This is a genomic window from Massilia sp. 05N420 (assembly GCF_056397205.1).
Genome location: NZ_JBFTMX010000042.1, coordinates 63,424 through 78,537 on the forward strand (window position 1 = coordinate 63,424; position 15,114 = coordinate 78,537).

A 15,114-nucleotide genomic window follows, 5' to 3' on the forward strand; every position below is an offset into this window, starting at 1 on the left:
CTTTGTTTTATGACAATTCGCTATGGATAAAACGCCGTGTTCAGTCGGCCAGCGCGTTGCCGAAGTCGGCCAGCAGGTCCGCCGTATCCTCGATGCCCACCGACACCCGGATCAGGGATTCGGCGATGCCCATGCTGGCGCGGCGCTCCGGCCCCATCTCGAAGAAGATCGTGTGCGCGACCGGGATCACCAGGGTGCGGGTGTCGCCCAGGTTGCTGGCCGGGATCGCGATCTGCAGGCGGTTCAGGTAGTCGAAGCAGTCGATGCCCTCCTTCAGCTCGAAGCTGAACAGCGAGCCGTAGGCACGGAACAGGCTGGTAGCGATGCGGTGCTGCGGGTGCGAAGGCAGGCCCGGGTAGTGGACGGCGGCGACGCGCTGGTCGGCTTCCAGCATCTTCGCCAGCGCCAACGCGTTGGCGCAGGTGCGGTCCATGCGCAGGGCCAGGGTCTCGGCGCCGACGGCGATGTGGTGGGCGGCTTCCGGCGCCAGCGAGGCGCCGAAGTCGCGCAGCGATTTGGCGCGCAGCTGGGCCATGCCCTGGGCCTTGGCCGGCTGCTTGCGGAAGTTCGGCGCGATGTTCGGATAGGCGCTCCAGTCGTACAGGCCGGTGTCCGTCAGGGCGCCGCCCAGCGCCATGCCGTGGCCGCCGATCGACTTGGTCAGCGAATTGACCACCAGGCCGGCGCCGACCGCCTTCGGGCGGAACAGCCAGGGCGTGGTCATGGTGTTGTCGACCACGTAGAGGATGCCCCTGCTACGGCACAGCTCGCCGATGCGCGCGAGATCCGCGATCTGGGTGCGCGGATTGGCGATGGTCTCGACGAACACCAGGCGCGTGTTGGGCTGCAGCGCCGCTTCGACGTTGGCGACGTCGGTGGCATCGACGAAGGAGACCTCGGTGCCCTGCCCCGCCACCGTGTTCCACAGGCTGTTGGTATTCCCGAACAGGAAGCTGGACGAGACCACGTGGTCGCCTTCCTTCAGCAGCGCCTGGGCCAGCGCGCCGATCGCTGCCATGCCGGTGGCGAAGCACAGGGTGGCGACGCCGTCTTCCATCTTGGTGATCTTGTCTTCCAGCGCCGACACCGTCGGGTTGCCCTGGCGGCCGTAGCGGAAGCCCGGTTCCTTGCCCTGGAAGACCGAGGCCAGCTGGCGCGCGTCGCCATAGCCGAAGGCCACCGAGGTGTGGATGGGCTTGTGCAGCGAGCCCTGCTCGATGGTCTTGCGGCGGTCGTTGTGGAGGATGGTGGTGGTGAAGCCGTAGTTGTTCGTGTCGCTCATGATCGTGTCGGTACAAATGAAAACGGGCGCCCGAGGCGCCCGTACGATGATACGTGATTTACTCCGCCGCTACCGGCGGGTTCAGATTCAGCTGGGTCCGCACCAGATCCTCGGACGACTTGCCCGAGCTCTTGTGGCGGTGGTTCTCCAGCCTGTCCAGGTACTCCGGCGAGATGTCGCCGGTGATGTAGACGCCGTCGAAGCAGGACGCCTCGACGCTGGTCAGCGCCGGATTCACGTCCATGATCGATTTCTTCAGCGCCTCGATGTCCTGGTAGACCAGGCGGTCGGCCGTGATCTCGCGGCACACCTCTTCCACGGTGCGGCCGTGGGCGATCAGCTCGTCGCGGGTCGGCATGTCGATGCCGTACACGTTCGGGTACAGCACCGGCGGCGCGGCCGAGGCGAAGAAGACCTTGCGGGCGCCCGCTTCACGCGCCATCTGCACGATCTCGCGGCTGGTGGTGCCGCGCACGATCGAGTCGTCGACCAGCAGCACGTTCTTGTCCTTGAACTCGGAAGCGATCGCGTTCAGCTTCTGGCGCACCGACTTCTTGCGCATGCCCTGGCCCGGCATGATGAAGGTGCGGCCGATGTAGCGGTTCTTGATGAAGCCTTCGCGGTACTCGACGCCCAGTTTCAGCGCCAGCTGGATCGCGGCCGGACGCGATGAGTCCGGGATCGGCATCACGACGTCGATTTCCTCGACCGGGATCTCCTCGCGGATCTTGTCGGCCAGGTATTCGCCCATGCGCAGGCGGGTCGCGTAGACCGAGGCGCCGTCGATGACGGAGTCCGGACGGGCCAGGTAGACGTATTCGAAGGCGCAGGGATTCAGCGACGGGTTCTCGGCGCACTGGCGCGAATGCAGCTGGCTGGCGTCGTCGATGAAGACCGCCTCGCCCGGCGCGATGTCGCGCACGAAGCGGAAGCCCAGGCCCTCGAGCGCCACCGATTCGCTGGCGACCAGGTATTCGGGGCCGTTCTCGGTCTCGTTCACGCCCAGGCAGAGCGGACGGATGCCGAAGGGGTCGCGGAAGGCCAGCAGGCCGTGGCCGGAGATCTGGGCGATCACGGCATAGGCGCCGCGCACGCGCTTGTGCACCATGGCAACCGCCTTGAAGATGGCATCCGGATCCAGCGAGTAGCCGTCGGCGGCGGTCTGGATCTCGTGGGCCAGCACGTTCAGCAGCACTTCCGAATCGGAACCGGTGTTGACGTGGCGGCGGTCGATGCGGAACAGCTCGTCCTTGAGCTGGGCCTGGTTGGTCAGGTTGCCGTTGTGCGCCAGCGTGATGCCGAACGGCGCGTTCACGTAGAACGGCTGCGCCTCCTCTTCGCTGGACGAGCCGGCGGTCGGGTAGCGGCAGTGGCCGATGCCGGAATTACCCATCAGCGAGCGCATGTTACGGGTGCGGAACACGTCGCGCACCAGGCCGTTGGCCTTGTACATCGAGAACATGCTGCTATGGTTGGTTGCGATACCGGCCGCATCCTGGCCGCGATGCTGCAGCAGCAGCAATGCGTCATACAGCAACTGGTTGACGGGGGCTTGCGAGACGACGCCGACGATGCCACACATGGTGCGCTCCTAAACAGCTGATAATGAAAAATTAATACTGCACGTGCTGCGCGAAGGCAGCCGGCAAGAAAGGCTTGACCGTGCGCGCCCCGGTTTCCGCCATGGGAGAGAGCAACGCGTTTTTCCAGAAAGCCTGTTGGGGAATGGAAGTCATCCCACACAATATGACGCCGGCCAGCACGATTACAATCCCCCGGCCCAGTCCGAACAGGCCGCCGAGTCCGCGGTCGGCCAGCGAGAGGCCGGAGGCCTCGATCAGCGCGCCGATCGCCAGGGCCAGCAGGCCCATCAGTACACGTACGCCCAGGAATAGTGCAACGAAAGCAAGGATCAGCCTCAGCGACTCGCCCGGAACCACCGATGGTAGCATGGGCGCCAGCTTCGCACCGAAGGCGTTCGCCACCACGAAGGCCGCGACCCAGCTCACCAGGGACAGGATTTCCTTCACCAGCCCACGCATGGTGCTGATGACGACCGACGAGATCAGGATGAACAGGACGATGTAATCGAAAATCGTCACGGCTTCAAACAGGGGTCATGAAGCCCGACAGGCCGATGCGGCCCAGCTTGGCGCGCACTTTCTCGGCCTCGTCCTTGCTCAGGGGGCCGATCTTCACCTTGATCAGTTCGCCGGCCTTTTCGGTGTGCGAATTGATGCCGGCGCCATGCAGTTTCGCCTGCAGTTCGGCGGCCTTTTCCTGGCTCGACAGCGCGGCCACCTGCACCACGAATTTCTGCGAGCCGGCGTCGGCCGGCTGTTTGTCCTTCTCGGCCTTGTCGGTCTTGTCCGCGCCCTTCCCTTCGAGGATGGCGAGGGCACGCACGTCGTCGCGCGGCTTGACCGGCTTGTCCTCGAGCTTCGGCTTGTCTTCGCTCTTCGGCTTGACCGGCTTGTCGGCCTTCTCGGCCGGCTTGTGCTCGGGCCTGGGTTCCGGCTTGTGTTCGGGCCTGGCTTCCTGCTTCGGCTCGGCCTTCGGCTTGGGCGGCTCCGGCTTGTGTTCGGGCTTGTGTTCGGGCTTGGGCAGCTCGGCCGCGCCCTGCGGCTTCGCGGCGGCGACCACGGCGGGTTTCGACGCGGATTTCGAGACCGGCGGCATCTGGACGATTTCCTCGTCCTTGCCGACGCTGTCCTCGGCGGCCACGGCGGCCACGGTCCTGTCGCGCGCGCTCGCCGGTCCGGCTTGCGCGGCGGGAGCCGAGGGATCGGCCGGCACCGGCAGCGGCGCCGCCTTGTCCTTGGACGGGATCTGGATCGCGATGTCGCCTGCCAGCGTCTTGTTCGGTTGGGAATCGAGCAGCATCGGCAGGCCGACGGCGGCCGCCAGCGCCAGCGCGATAGCCCCCACCAAGCGGCGCCGCGCCCGCTTCTTCTCGGGTAGCAAAGGGTCGTTGCCGGTGCCGCGTCCGCGCGTGCTGCCGGCGACGGCGCCCGCGCTGGAGGCACGCTTGGAACGGGCGCGTTCGCCGATTGCGGCGTCGTCGTCCTTGCTGTAGAAACGGCCGCTGTCCTCGGCAGCGCGGCCTTGCTTGTTTTTACCGAAGAACGAGAACAAGCCCATGCGTTGTCAGGTCAATGAAGAGAGGATTTACGGGCCGCCATCACGCCAGCCACGGTATGGAACGAGCCAAAGACCACTATTCTATCATCCTGTCCGGCCCGGCTTGTTGCGTCCTGGAAGGCCGCGCCCGGATCGGCGAAGGTTTTTACCGAAAACTCGTCCGGCTTGACGCCCGCCGGCTTCTTCGCCTCCAGCTTTGCCGCCAGTTCCGCGGGATCGGCCGAACGCGGTGACGGCAGCGCCGTCACGCACCAGTGGTCGACGCAGGGCGCCATGTGCTCGATGACGGCGTCGATGTCCTTATCCTGCATGATGCCGAACACGGCGTAGGTGAAGCGGTGGTAGCCCATATTGCCCAGGTTCTGGGCCAGGGTCGCGGCCGCGTGCGGATTGTGGGCCACGTCCAGCACCGTGGTCGGACGGCCCGGCAGCACCTGGAAACGGCCCGGCAGCTCGACCATGGCGAGGCCGGCGCGCACTTCCTGCGCGCCCACCGGCAGCCGCAGGCGCAGCGATTCCAGCGCGGCCAGTGCGGCCGAGGCGTTCAGCAGCTGGTTGGCGCCGCGCAGGGCCGGATAGGCCAGCGAGTTGCGGCGCTGCGAACGGCCGCCGAAGGCCCACTGCTGCTTGTCGCCCTGGTAGTTGAAGTCGCGGCCGATCAGCCACAGGTCGGCTTTGACGTCCTCGGCATGCTTGATGAGAGAGGCCGGCGGCTGCGGATCGCTGCAGATCGCCGGCTTGCCCGGCCTGAAGATGCCGGCCTTCTCGAAGCCGATCTCTTCGCGCGTCTCGCCCAGGTAGTCCTTGTGGTCGATGTCGATGCTGGTGACGATGGAGACGTCGGCGTCGATCACGTTGACGGCGTCGAGGCGTCCGCCCAGGCCGACTTCGAGGATGGCGACGTCGATCTCGCTGGTGGCCAGCAGGTGCATGATGGCCAGCGTGGTGAACTCGAAATAGGTCAGGTCGACGTCGCCGCGCGCCGCTTCGACCACGTCGAAGGCGGACACCAGGGCTTCGTCGCTGGCCATCTCGCCGTTGATGCGGGCGCGCTCGTTAAAGTCGAGGAAATGCGGCTTGATATACAGGCCGGTACGGTAGCCGCCCTGCAGCAGCATGGCTTCCAGCATGGCGCAGGTGGAACCCTTGCCGTTGGTGCCGGCCACCATGATCACGGGGCAGGAAAAGGCGAGCTGCATGCGCTCCTTGACGGCGCGTACGCGGTCCAGGCCCATGTCGATGTGGATTTCGGCATGGCGCGACTCGAGCAGCGCCAGCCAGTCGGGCAAGGTGGTCGGTAATGTGGACATGGCGGGAAAAGTACGGCGCGCGGCCGGAGTGATCCGGCCGCGCAGGAAGATGATTTAGGCGATGACGTCGGCCGGCTGGCTTTGCAGCAGGGCGAGCAGGTGGGCGATCTCTTCGCGCATCTTGCGGCGGTCGACGATCATGTCGATGGCGCCCTTCTGCACCAGGAACTCGGCGCGCTGGAAGCCTTCCGGCAGCTTTTCGCGCACGGTGTTCTCGATCACGCGCGGGCCGGCAAAGCCGATCAGGGCCTTCGGTTCGGCGATCACGACGTCGCCCATGAAGGCGAAGGAAGCGGAGACGCCGCCCATGGTCGGGTCGGTCAGCACGCTGATGAACGGCAGCTTCTTCTCGGAGAGCTTGGTCAGCATCGCGGTGGTCTTGGCCATCTGCAKCAGCGACAGMAKGCCTTCCTGCATGCGGGCGCCGCCGGTGGCGGTGATGCAGATGAAGGGCACCTTCTGCTCCAGGGCCACCTGGGCGCCGCGGGCGAAACGCTCGCCGACCACGGAACCCATCGAGCCGCCCATGAATTCGAATTCGAAGCAGGCGACGACGACCGGCAGGCTCATGATCGAACCGCCCTGCACGATCATGGCATCGGTTTCGCCGGTGGCGTCCATGGCCTGCTTGAGACGGTCGGGGTACTTCTTGCTGTCCTTGAACTTCAGGGTATCGACCGGCAGCGCGTCCTGGCCGATCTCATAGCGGCCGCCTTCGTCCAGCAGCGCGTCGAGACGCGCGCGGGCGCGGATGCGCATGTGATGGCTGCACTTCGGGCAGACGTGCAGGTTCGATTCGAGGTCGGTACGGTAGAGCACCGATTCGCACGACGGGCACTTGACCCACAGGCCCTCGGGCATGGTCTGCTTTTTGGCGGCATCGGAGCGCTGGATCCGGGGGGGCAGCAGTTTTTCCAACCAACTCATGTGTTCTCCTTTGCGGCAATTCTGGATTTGCGCGTAGTGTACCGATTCAGGTTCGGCTTGTCGAATTCTTGCTGGTAAGACCTTAGCTTCTATGCAAGGTTGATGACTTCGACAAGTTCGAAGTGCAGGGTCACGAATTCGAAATCCGCATGCAGCTCGTATTGCGGCAGGCAGGCGATGTGCACGTCCTGGAATTCGCGCGCGCTGGCGAATCCTTCGCCACGCCATACCTCTTCCGGAATCTCGCCGAAGCGGATGCGCTGCACCTTGGTCGCGCGGATCAGGCAGCGCAGCCGCTGCCTCAGGTCGTAGACCTCGATGAGCTCACCCGCTGCGTAGCTGCCGTCGCCGAATTCGCCGTAGGGCTTGTAGTAGTCCTCGACGGTGTCGGCGGTGACGGTCTTCCGCCCTGCCATGACGGCGCGAGGCAGGCTGTCGTCGTCTTCGTGGGCGCCCCAGAAGGTCAGGCGTTTGCGCCTGTTCATCGTTCTTGCGGCGCTTCGGCCGGTCTCAGTTTGCGCACCTCGGTCTCGTCGGCCGAAATCGCATGGCCATCGTCCGCCAGGGGCAGCATGGCACGCAGGGGCTTGCCGGTCTTCGTTTCGACCAGTTCGGAGTGCGCTTCCCCTTCGCCGAACAGATGGTGCTCTCCCCACTGGCGCAAGGCCACCACGACCGGAAACAGGCTCCGGCCCTTTGCCGTCAGCACGTATTCCCGGTGCGCGCCGCCGCCGCTGCCGGCCTGCATGGCGAGGATGCCGGCATCGAGCAGGCGGTGCAGGCGGTCGGACAGGATGTTCCGCGCGATGCCGAGGCTGCGCTGGAAGTCGCTGAAGCGCCGCACGCCGTCGAAGGCATCGCGCACGATCAGCAGCGACCAGCGGTCGGCGACGATGCCCGCCGAGCGCGCCACCGGACAGGGCTCGGGATTGGCTGGATTCGGTTGGTTCATCTCGCCGGGAGGGGAAGGTTGATGTCGGTTGCATTTTAAAACCATAAGCCTTAAGCTGCAAACGGTTTCAATTTGAAACCAAAAATGAATCCAACCTGGAGAAACCGCATGGGCGCTTCCCTTCCGCACATCACCCTGCCGCGTGCCACCGTCCTGCTGTTCGCCTGCGCCGCCGGCCTGAGCGTGGCCAACGTCTACTACGCCCAGCCSYTGCTGGACGCGCTGGCGCGCGASTTCGSCATTCCCGGCGCGGCCGTCGGCAGCATCGTCACCGCCACCCAGGCCGGCTGCGCCCTCGCCCTGCTGCTGGTCGTCCCGCTGGGCGACCTGATCGAGCGCCGCCGCCTGATGCTGGCGCAGGCGCTGATGCTGGCCGCGGCCCTGGTCGCCGTCGGGACGGCAAGGACCAGCGCGATCCTGCTGGCGGCGATGCTGCTGACCGGCCTGTTCGGCACCGCCATGACGCAGGGGCTGATCTCCTATGCCGCCAGCGCCGCGGCCGACGAGGAACGCGGACGGGTCGTCGGCACGGCCCAGGGCGGCGTCTTCATCGGCCTGCTGCTGGCGCGCGTGCTGGCCGGCGGCATCAGCGATCTCGCCGGGTGGCGCAGCGTGTACCTGTGCTCGGCCGCGCTGACCCTGGTGCTGGCGGCCCTGCTGTGGCGCGGCTTGCCGGCACTCGGCGCCGCACGAAGCACGATGCGCTACCGGAGCCTGATCGCCTCCATGTTCACGCGCCTGGGGCGCGACCGGACACTCCAGGTCCGTGGCATGCTGGCCTTGCTGATGTTCGCCGTCCTGAACATCTTCTGGAGCGCCCTCGTGTTGCCGCTGAGCGCTCCACCGTATGGCTTGTCGCACACGGCCATCGGCGCCTTCGGACTCGCGGGCGCGGCCGGCGCACTCGCCGCGATCTGGGCCGGCCGGCTGGCGGACCGCGGCCACGAAGGGCCGGTCAGCGCCGCCGCCCTGCTGGTGCTGGCGGTCGCATGGTTGCCGCTGGCCTGGATGGACAGCTCGCTGTGGGCGCTGATCGGCGGCATCGTCCTGCTCGACCTCGGCGGCCAGGCGATCCACGTCACCAACCAGAGCCTGATTTTTCGCGCCTCGCCCGAAGCGCACAGCCGCCTCGTCGGCGCCTACATGCTGTTCTATGCGGTCGGAAGCGGGATCGGCGCCCTGGCCTCGACGGCCAGCTATGCGGGCGCGGGCTGGCGCGGCGTGTGCCTGCTCGGCGCCGGCGTCAGCCTGGCGGCGCTGGCGTTCTGGGTACTGACCCGCAAATTCACGGCCGGCGGGGACGCCTGAGACAGAACGAAAAACCGGGGCGCGTGGCCCCGGTCTGTTTGCTGCAAATAGATCCCGCTTACTTGCCGTCGAGCGCAGCGCGGATGCCGGCGACGAAAGCCCGCACGGCCTCCGGACCTTTTTCCTTCGGCGTGTTCTCCAGCTCCTGGATGATGCGGCTGCCGATCACCACCGCATCCGCCACCGCCGCCACCGACTTCGCCGTCTGCGCATCGCGGATGCCGAAGCCGACGCCGATCGGCAGTTTCACATGCTCGCGGATCGCCGCCACGCGGCGCGCGACGTCTGCCGTGTCGATGCCGCCGGCGCCGGTCACGCCTTTCAGCGAGACGTAGTAGCTGAAACCGCCGCCGTGGCGCGCCACCTGCTTCACGCGCTCGACCGTCGAGGTCGGGGCCAGCAGGAAGATCAGGTCGAGGTCGTTCGCCTTCATCTCGGCCGCGAAGGCTTCGCATTCTTCCGGCGGATAATCGACCACGATGGCGCCGTCGGCGCCCGCGGCTTGCGCGCGGCGGATGAATTCCGAAGGACCCATGCGCTCGATCGGGTTGGCATAGCCCATCAGGACCACCGGCGTGCGCTGGTCGGTCTTGCGGAATTCAAGCACGTAGTCGAAGACGTCGTTCATGCTGATGCCGAAGGTCAGCGCGCGTTCGCAGGCGCGCTGGATCACCGGGCCTTCGGCCATCGGGTCGGAGAACGGGACGCCGAGTTCCAGCACGTCGGCGCCGCCGGCCACCAGGGCGTGCATGATCGGCACGGTGAGGTCGGGACCCGGGTCGCCGGCCGTGACGAAGGTGACGAGGCCGGTCCTGCCCTGCTGTTTCAGGGTGTCGAAAGTCTGTGCGATTCTGGACATGTTCGTCTCCCCATCAACCGAAGTTCAGGCCGGCGCGCTGCGCGACCGTGTGCATGTCCTTGTCGCCGCGGCCGGACAGGTTCACCAGGATGATCTGGTCATTGGCGAGCGTCGGCGCCAGCTTGGCCGCGTACGCGATCGCGTGCGAGGATTCCAGCGCCGGGATGATGCCCTCGATGCGGCAGCAGTCGTGGAAGGCCTGCAGCGCTTCCTCATCGGTGATCGAGACGTACTGGGCGCGCTCGATGTCCTTCAGCCATGCGTGTTCGGGACCGACGCCCGGATAATCCAGGCCGGCCGAGACGGAATGGGTCTCGATGATCTGGCCGTTCTCGTCCTGCAGCAGGTAGGTGCGGTTGCCGTGCAGGACGCCGGGGAAGCCGGCACTGAGGGAAGCCGCGTGCTTGCCGCTGTCGATGCCCTCGCCCGCCGCCTCGACGCCGACCAGCTTGACGCCGGCTTCGTCGATGTAGGGATAGAAGATGCCCATCGCGTTCGAGCCGCCGCCGATGCAGGCGACCACATAGTCCGGCTGGCGGCCGGTCATCTGCGGCATCTGCACGCGGCATTCCTCGCCGATCACGGACTGGAAGTCGCGCACCATCATCGGATAGGGGTGCGGGCCGGCCACCGTGCCGATGATGTAGAAGGTGTTTTCGATGTTGGTGACCCAGTCGCGCATCGCTTCGTTGAGCGCGTCCTTCAGGGTCTTCGAGCCGCTTTCCACCGGTACGACGGTCGCGCCCAGCAGCTTCATGCGGTAGACGTTCTGGGCCTGGCGCTTGACGTCTTCGCTGCCCATGTAGATCACGCATTCGAGGCCGAAGCGCGCGCAGATGGTGGCGGTGGCGACGCCGTGCTGGCCGGCGCCGGTCTCGGCGATGATGCGCGGCTTGCCCATGCGCTTGGCAAGCAGGGCCTGCCCGATCACGTTGTTGATCTTGTGGGCGCCGGTGTGGTTCAGGTCTTCGCGCTTGAAGAAGATCTGCGCACCGAGCTTGCCAACCGAGCCCTGTTGCGACCAGCGCTTGGCGTGGTAGACGGGCGACGGACGGCCGACGAAGTGCGCCAGCTCGTAGCGGAATTCTTCGAGGAACTCCGGATCCTGGCTGTAGCGCGCATAGGCTTCGTTCAGCTCGGCCAGGGCGTGGCTGAGGGTCTCGGCGACGAAGCTGCCGCCGTAGGGACCGAAGTGGCCGGAGGCGTCCGGCAGTTGATATTCAGGGGTCTTGAACAGGGCCTTGGCGCTGTTCTTTTCAGGTGCTTCCTTCATGGTGTGACTCGCTCGTTTCGGGTGATGCATCGGCAGCCCGCACCGCGTCGACGAACGCGGCTATCTTGCGGGCATCCTTGATCCCCTTGCTTTCCTCGACACCGCTACTGATGTCGACCGCAAAGGGACGTACGCGCATCACCGCGCCAGTCACGTTTTGCACGCTCAAGCCACCACTCAAAACGACCCGAGGCGCGAGCTCTTTTGGGATAAGAGACCAATCGAAGACCTTTCCTGCGCCGCCGTAGGCATCGACCCAGGTATCGAGCAGGAGGCCCGAGAACCAGGCGCTGGCGGCGCGGTATTGAGCTTCCGATTCTATCAAATCCAGGGCGCTGGTGTCAGCTTTCACACGATAGGCCCGCACGAAGGGACGCTTGACCGCGGCCGCGATCGCCGCGCACTGCTCGGCGGTTTCGTCGCCGTGGAACTGCAGCAGCGCGATCGGGCCGGCATCGACCGCTTCGCGCACCTGCTCCACGCCGGCGTTCACGAACAGGCCGACGCCGCTGACGAAGGGCGGCATGGCGGACGCCAGCGCAGCCAGCTGTTCGGGCGCGATGTAGCGCGGGCTCTTCGGGTAGAAAACGAAGCCGATGGCGTCGGCACCGGCAGCGACCGCGGCGCGCAGGTCCTGTTCGCGGGTGATGCCGCAGATTTTGATGCGGGTACGGGTCATTATTGTAGGGTGGGCTCGCCGAGCCCACGTTTGAGGTTAGCGTGATGCCGGCCTACGCGCGGGCACGGAGTGCCCACCCTACAGCCAAGGCAAGGGTGGAGTCGCCTCTTGAGGCAAGCCCCACTTCGGATCGTAGTCGATTGTAGCAAGATACAAACCGTCCGGCATGAAGGTCGGCGCCGCGGCGTCGCGCGAGCGGGCGGCCAGGACCTCGGCCATCCAGCCCGGCTCGTTGCGGCCGGTGCCCACGTAGATCAGCGAGCCGACGATGTTGCGGACCATGTGATGCAGGAAGGCGGAGGCGCGCACGGTGAACACGATGACGTCGCCGTGGCGCACGATGCTTACCTCGTGCATCTGCTTGACCGGCGAATTCGCCTGGCAGCCGGAGGCGCGGAAGCTGCTGAAGTCGTGGGTGCCGATCAGGTGCTGCGCCGCGTCAACCATGCGCTCGACGTCCAGCGGGCGGAACACCCAGCCGGCGCGTCCGGCCAGCAGTGCCGACGGGTTCGGATGGTTGTACAGCACGTAGTGGTAGGTGCGCGAGCGGGCCGAGAAGCGGGCGTGGAAATCCTGGCCTTCCGCGTCGGGCTCGACCACGTGCGCCCAGCGCACCACGATCGAATCCGGCAGGAAGGCGTTGGTGCCGCGCACCCAGGATTGGGTTGCGCGGTCGAGTTCCGTGTCGAAGTGGACGACCTGCTCGATCGCGTGCACGCCGGCGTCGGTGCGGCCGGCGCAGGTGGTGGCGAGCCTGGTGCAGGCAAACTTCTCGAGCGCGATCTCCAGCTGGTCCTGGACCGTGTCGCGCGAAGGCTGTTTCTGATAACCGTTCCAGGCGGTGCCGATGTACTGGACACCCAGGGCAATTCTTGTCACTCAGCCGGCCTCACACAAGCTGGGCGCGCATCGCGTTGGCCTTGGAGACCTGTTCGCCGCTGCCGCCCTTGATGACTTCTTCGAGCAGCTCACGCGCCCCCTCCTTGTCGCCGATTTCCTGGTAGGCGATGGCCAGGTCCAGCTTGGTTTCCATCTCCATGTGCGTGGCCGACATCTCGGCCGGCGCCGCCACCGTCTCGAGCTGCGGCGACGCAGCCTCTCCCGGCAGGTCGAGGTCGAAGCCGCCCAGGTCGAAGGCCGGCTCGACCTTCACCGGCTCCAGCATGCCGTGCGGCGCGTACTCGGCGGTTTCGACCGGGGCCGGGGTCGCGGCGGGCAGCTCGGGCAGGCCGAACAGTTCGTCTTCCAGCGACAGCGCGGGCGCCGGATCGGCAACCGGTGCGGCCGATTCCACCGCGGCCGGCTTGACCTCGTCGGCCAGGCCGAAGTCCATCGTGTCGAGGTCGAACAACGGATCCTTCAGCTCGGTGGCCGGGCTGGTCTCTACCGGCGCGGCGGGCAGCGGCGGCAGGTCGAATTCCTTGGCCAGGTTGGCCATGTCGAAGTCGCTGTTCGCGAATTCGTTGTGCGCGTCGGCGGGCGCCGCGGCTATCTCCGATGCCGCGCCGGCGCCCGGGATGGTGTCGCCCAGGTCGAAGTCGCCGAACGGCAGGTCTTCCGCGGTCTCGAGCGGCTGGACTGCCGGCTGCGGCACCGGGTTCGCGGCCGGGGCGCCGAAGTCCATGTCGAAGGAGAAGTCGAGCGGCTCCTCGGCCGACGCCGTGGCTGCGGTGGCCTCGGCCGGTGCGGCATCCAAACCACCCATGTCGAAGTCGAGCACGTGGCCGTCGTCGTGCGCCTGGACCGGCTTCGGCTCCTCGGCCTGCACCGGCTCGAAGGCCAGGCCGCCGAGGTCGAAGTCCAGGGTGTGCTCGTCCTCGGCCGGGGCCGGCGCGGCGGCCGGGGCGAAGGTGTCAAGCTGGGCGGCCGGCTGTGCCGTGCCCATCGCGCCGGCGAAGTGCTGCTCGAAGCTCATCGGCTCATGGGCGGGAGCCGGCGCCGGGGTGGCGGTCAGGTCGGCGGCGCCGAAGACATCGTCGAAGTCCTTCGACAGCGATACGTGGGCGTCCGGGGCCGGCGCCGCGGCGGTGTCGACCTGGGCGGCGCCGGTCGCGTACAGCGGGTTCAGCGGATCGATGGACAGGCCCAGCGCGGCGGCCTGCGCCCACTCCTCGCCCTGGCCGCGGGTCATGCTGTACAGCTCCCCGGCCTGGGTTTCGAAGGCGCGCTGGTCCTTGCGGGCGGCGTAGATCTCGAGCAGCTTCAGGCGCACCGGGTAGCGTTCCGGATGGGTGCGCAGGGCTTCCTTCAGGATCTCTTCGGCCTGGGCGTCGCGGCCATAGGCGATGTAGACGTCGGCTTCCGCCACCGGATCGACCTCGTTGGTATCGAGCTGGCTGGCCGACGGCGCGAAGCTGGAATTGAACACGCTGTTGCTGGTGTCGATGCTCTGGCCGCCCGTCTCGGCGAACAGCGAGTGCGCCGGTTCGGTCGGCACGCCCATGACCGAGGGCTCGGCCACGGTCTTGACCACTTTCTTCTTGCGGCGCTGGGCAGCCAGCAGGCCGCCGAGCAGCAGCACGGCCGCGCCGCCGCCGACCAGCGGCAGGTTGTCCATGATGAAGTCGAGCAGGCCCGGTTCCGGTTTCGGCGCGGGCTTGGCGGCCGGCTTGATGGTCGCCAGCTTCTTCTGCGCCGGCTGGTCGTGCGGCGCTTCGTGGGCCGGAGCCGGAGCCTGAGCAGCCGGCGCCGACGCGGCGGCGTTCTGCTGGGCCTCGGCGCCGCCCTTGCTCTTGACGGTAGCCAGCTTCTCGAGATCGCTGACGTTGCGTTCCAGTTCCTTCACGCGGCGCTGGGCTTCTTCCAGCTCGCGCTGCCTGGCGATGGCGTCCTCGGTGCTCGTGGCAGCACCCTTGCCGGTGGCAAGCCCCGCGGCCGGCGCCTTCGACAGGCGCAGCTGGTCCTGGGACTCGTTGGCGGCGGTCGGGCGTTCCTCGACCTTGGCGGTGATCTTGCCGCCGGCGCTCTGGCCGGCCTGCGGGGTCTTGACCGGTTCCGCATTGCCGACCTGGCCGGCCAGCTTGTTGCGGTAGGCGTTGAAGTCGGCCGCATGCGCGACCACCACGCCATGGGCCTCGCCGTCGTTCAGCCCTTGCACGCTGTCGACGGAYGGCACCGACAGGATGCGGCCCGACTTCAGGCGGTTCATGTTGTTGCCGACGAAGGCGTCCGGATTGGCGCGGTACAGCGCCACCAGCATCATGTCGAGCGAGACGTCGACCGGCTTGAGCTGGGCGGCGATGCGGCCCAGGCTGTCGCCCGGCTTGACGCGGTATTCGGAGGCGCCGCCGGCGGCAACGGCGGCCTGGCGGCTGCGGCGCGGACGTTCCGCTGCCTGCGGCGCCGGTGCCGCCGCGGATGCGGCCGGCGCCACGGCCGGCGTT

Annotated in this window: 14 protein-coding genes; 1 reads left to right on the plus strand and 13 read right to left on the minus strand. The window is 67.0% G+C overall.

Annotation, left to right across the window (positions count from 1 at the left end; all coding sequences use genetic code 11):
- Positions 1 to 40: 40 nt before the first annotated feature.
- The 8 genes from AC1DIX_RS22420 to AC1DIX_RS22455 form a co-directional block, all read right to left on the minus strand.
- Entirely contained in the window at positions 41 to 1,282 is a 1,242-nt protein-coding gene (locus AC1DIX_RS22420) for a cystathionine gamma-synthase family protein (protein WP_477327547.1), read from the minus strand.
- Positions 1,283 to 1,340: 58 nt separating this feature from the next.
- Complete coding sequence (gene purF, locus AC1DIX_RS22425) at positions 1,341 to 2,864, minus strand: amidophosphoribosyltransferase (RefSeq protein WP_442124754.1); 1,524 nt, start codon at positions 2,862 to 2,864, stop codon at positions 1,341 to 1,343.
- Between the two features lie 31 nt (positions 2,865 to 2,895).
- Positions 2,896 to 3,384, minus strand: a complete 489-nt coding sequence (locus AC1DIX_RS22430) for a CvpA family protein (RefSeq protein ID WP_442124753.1) — start codon at positions 3,382 to 3,384, stop codon at positions 2,896 to 2,898.
- A 4-nt stretch (positions 3,385 to 3,388) separates the two neighbouring features.
- Positions 3,389 to 4,423: an SPOR domain-containing protein gene (locus AC1DIX_RS22435; RefSeq protein WP_477327549.1), complete on the minus strand. Its 1,035-nt coding sequence runs from the start codon at positions 4,421 to 4,423 to the stop codon at positions 3,389 to 3,391.
- 11 nt (positions 4,424 to 4,434) lie between these two features.
- Positions 4,435 to 5,733 carry a bifunctional tetrahydrofolate synthase/dihydrofolate synthase gene (gene folC / locus AC1DIX_RS22440; protein WP_477327551.1) on the minus strand — a complete coding sequence of 433 codons (1,299 nt, stop codon included), beginning with the start codon at positions 5,731 to 5,733 and terminating at the stop codon, positions 4,435 to 4,437.
- A gap of 54 nt (positions 5,734 to 5,787) precedes the next feature.
- Positions 5,788 to 6,660 (minus strand): acetyl-CoA carboxylase, carboxyltransferase subunit beta, encoded by an 873-nt coding sequence (gene accD, locus AC1DIX_RS22445; RefSeq protein WP_477327553.1) that lies wholly within the window; start codon positions 6,658 to 6,660, stop codon positions 5,788 to 5,790.
- An 89-nt stretch (positions 6,661 to 6,749) separates the two neighbouring features.
- The gene (locus AC1DIX_RS22450; protein ID WP_477327555.1) at positions 6,750 to 7,145 is read right to left on the minus strand and encodes an ASCH domain-containing protein; all 396 of its coding nucleotides are present in this window, start codon (positions 7,143 to 7,145) and stop codon (positions 6,750 to 6,752) included.
- A complete protein-coding gene (locus tag AC1DIX_RS22455; RefSeq protein WP_477327557.1) occupies positions 7,142 to 7,612 on the minus strand; it encodes a winged helix-turn-helix transcriptional regulator in 471 nt (156 codons plus the stop codon). The genes AC1DIX_RS22450 and AC1DIX_RS22455 overlap by 4 nt, the downstream gene beginning before the upstream one ends.
- A 108-nt stretch (positions 7,613 to 7,720) precedes the next feature.
- Between AC1DIX_RS22455 and AC1DIX_RS22460 the strand changes: the two genes are divergently transcribed.
- Positions 7,721 to 8,920 carry an MFS transporter gene (locus AC1DIX_RS22460; RefSeq protein WP_477327559.1) on the plus strand — a complete coding sequence of 400 codons (1,200 nt, stop codon included), beginning with the start codon at positions 7,721 to 7,723 and terminating at the stop codon, positions 8,918 to 8,920.
- 58 nt (positions 8,921 to 8,978) lie between these two features.
- Here the strand turns inward: AC1DIX_RS22460 and trpA are convergent, their stop codons facing one another.
- The 5 genes from trpA to AC1DIX_RS22485 all read right to left on the minus strand — a co-directional run.
- Positions 8,979 to 9,779 carry a tryptophan synthase subunit alpha gene (trpA, locus tag AC1DIX_RS22465; RefSeq protein ID WP_477327561.1) on the minus strand — a complete coding sequence of 267 codons (801 nt, stop codon included), beginning with the start codon at positions 9,777 to 9,779 and terminating at the stop codon, positions 8,979 to 8,981.
- 13 nt (positions 9,780 to 9,792) lie between these two features.
- Positions 9,793 to 11,052 carry a tryptophan synthase subunit beta gene (gene trpB / locus AC1DIX_RS22470; protein WP_442124745.1) on the minus strand — a complete coding sequence of 420 codons (1,260 nt, stop codon included), beginning with the start codon at positions 11,050 to 11,052 and terminating at the stop codon, positions 9,793 to 9,795.
- On the minus strand, positions 11,036 to 11,731 hold the full coding sequence (locus AC1DIX_RS22475; RefSeq protein WP_477327563.1) for a phosphoribosylanthranilate isomerase: 696 nt from the start codon (positions 11,729 to 11,731) through the stop codon (positions 11,036 to 11,038). The genes trpB and AC1DIX_RS22475 overlap by 17 nt, the downstream gene beginning before the upstream one ends.
- Before the next feature lie 78 nt (positions 11,732 to 11,809).
- Positions 11,810 to 12,610 carry a tRNA pseudouridine(38-40) synthase TruA gene (truA, locus tag AC1DIX_RS22480; protein WP_442124743.1) on the minus strand — a complete coding sequence of 267 codons (801 nt, stop codon included), beginning with the start codon at positions 12,608 to 12,610 and terminating at the stop codon, positions 11,810 to 11,812.
- A 10-nt stretch (positions 12,611 to 12,620) separates the two neighbouring features.
- On the minus strand, positions 12,621 to 15,114 hold a 2,494-nt coding region (locus AC1DIX_RS22485), incomplete at its 5' end, for a motility hub landmark protein FimV (RefSeq protein ID WP_477327565.1).

Bases quoted from the DNA above. Each gene is read 5' to 3' on its own strand.
- AC1DIX_RS22420 (WP_477327547.1), bottom strand. From the start codon at position 1,282: ATGAGCGACACGAACAACTACGGCTTCACCACCACCATCCTCCACAAC.
- purF (WP_442124754.1), bottom strand. From the start codon at position 2,864: ATGTGTGGCATCGTCGGCGTCGTCTCGCAAGCCCCCGTCAACCAGTTG.
- AC1DIX_RS22435 (WP_477327549.1), bottom strand. From the start codon at position 4,423: ATGGGCTTGTTCTCGTTCTTCGGTAAAAACAAGCAAGGCCGCGCTGCC.
- folC (WP_477327551.1), bottom strand. From the start codon at position 5,733: ATGTCCACATTACCGACCACCTTGCCCGACTGGCTGGCGCTGCTCGAG.
- AC1DIX_RS22450 (WP_477327555.1), bottom strand. From the start codon at position 7,145: ATGAACAGGCGCAAACGCCTGACCTTCTGGGGCGCCCACGAAGACGAC.
- AC1DIX_RS22455 (WP_477327557.1), bottom strand. From the start codon at position 7,612: ATGAACCAACCGAATCCAGCCAATCCCGAGCCCTGTCCGGTGGCGCGC.
- trpA (WP_477327561.1), bottom strand. From the start codon at position 9,779: ATGTCCAGAATCGCACAGACTTTCGACACCCTGAAACAGCAGGGCAGG.
- trpB (WP_442124745.1), bottom strand. From the start codon at position 11,052: ATGAAGGAAGCACCTGAAAAGAACAGCGCCAAGGCCCTGTTCAAGACC.
- AC1DIX_RS22475 (WP_477327563.1), bottom strand. From the start codon at position 11,731: ATGACCCGTACCCGCATCAAAATCTGCGGCATCACCCGCGAACAGGAC.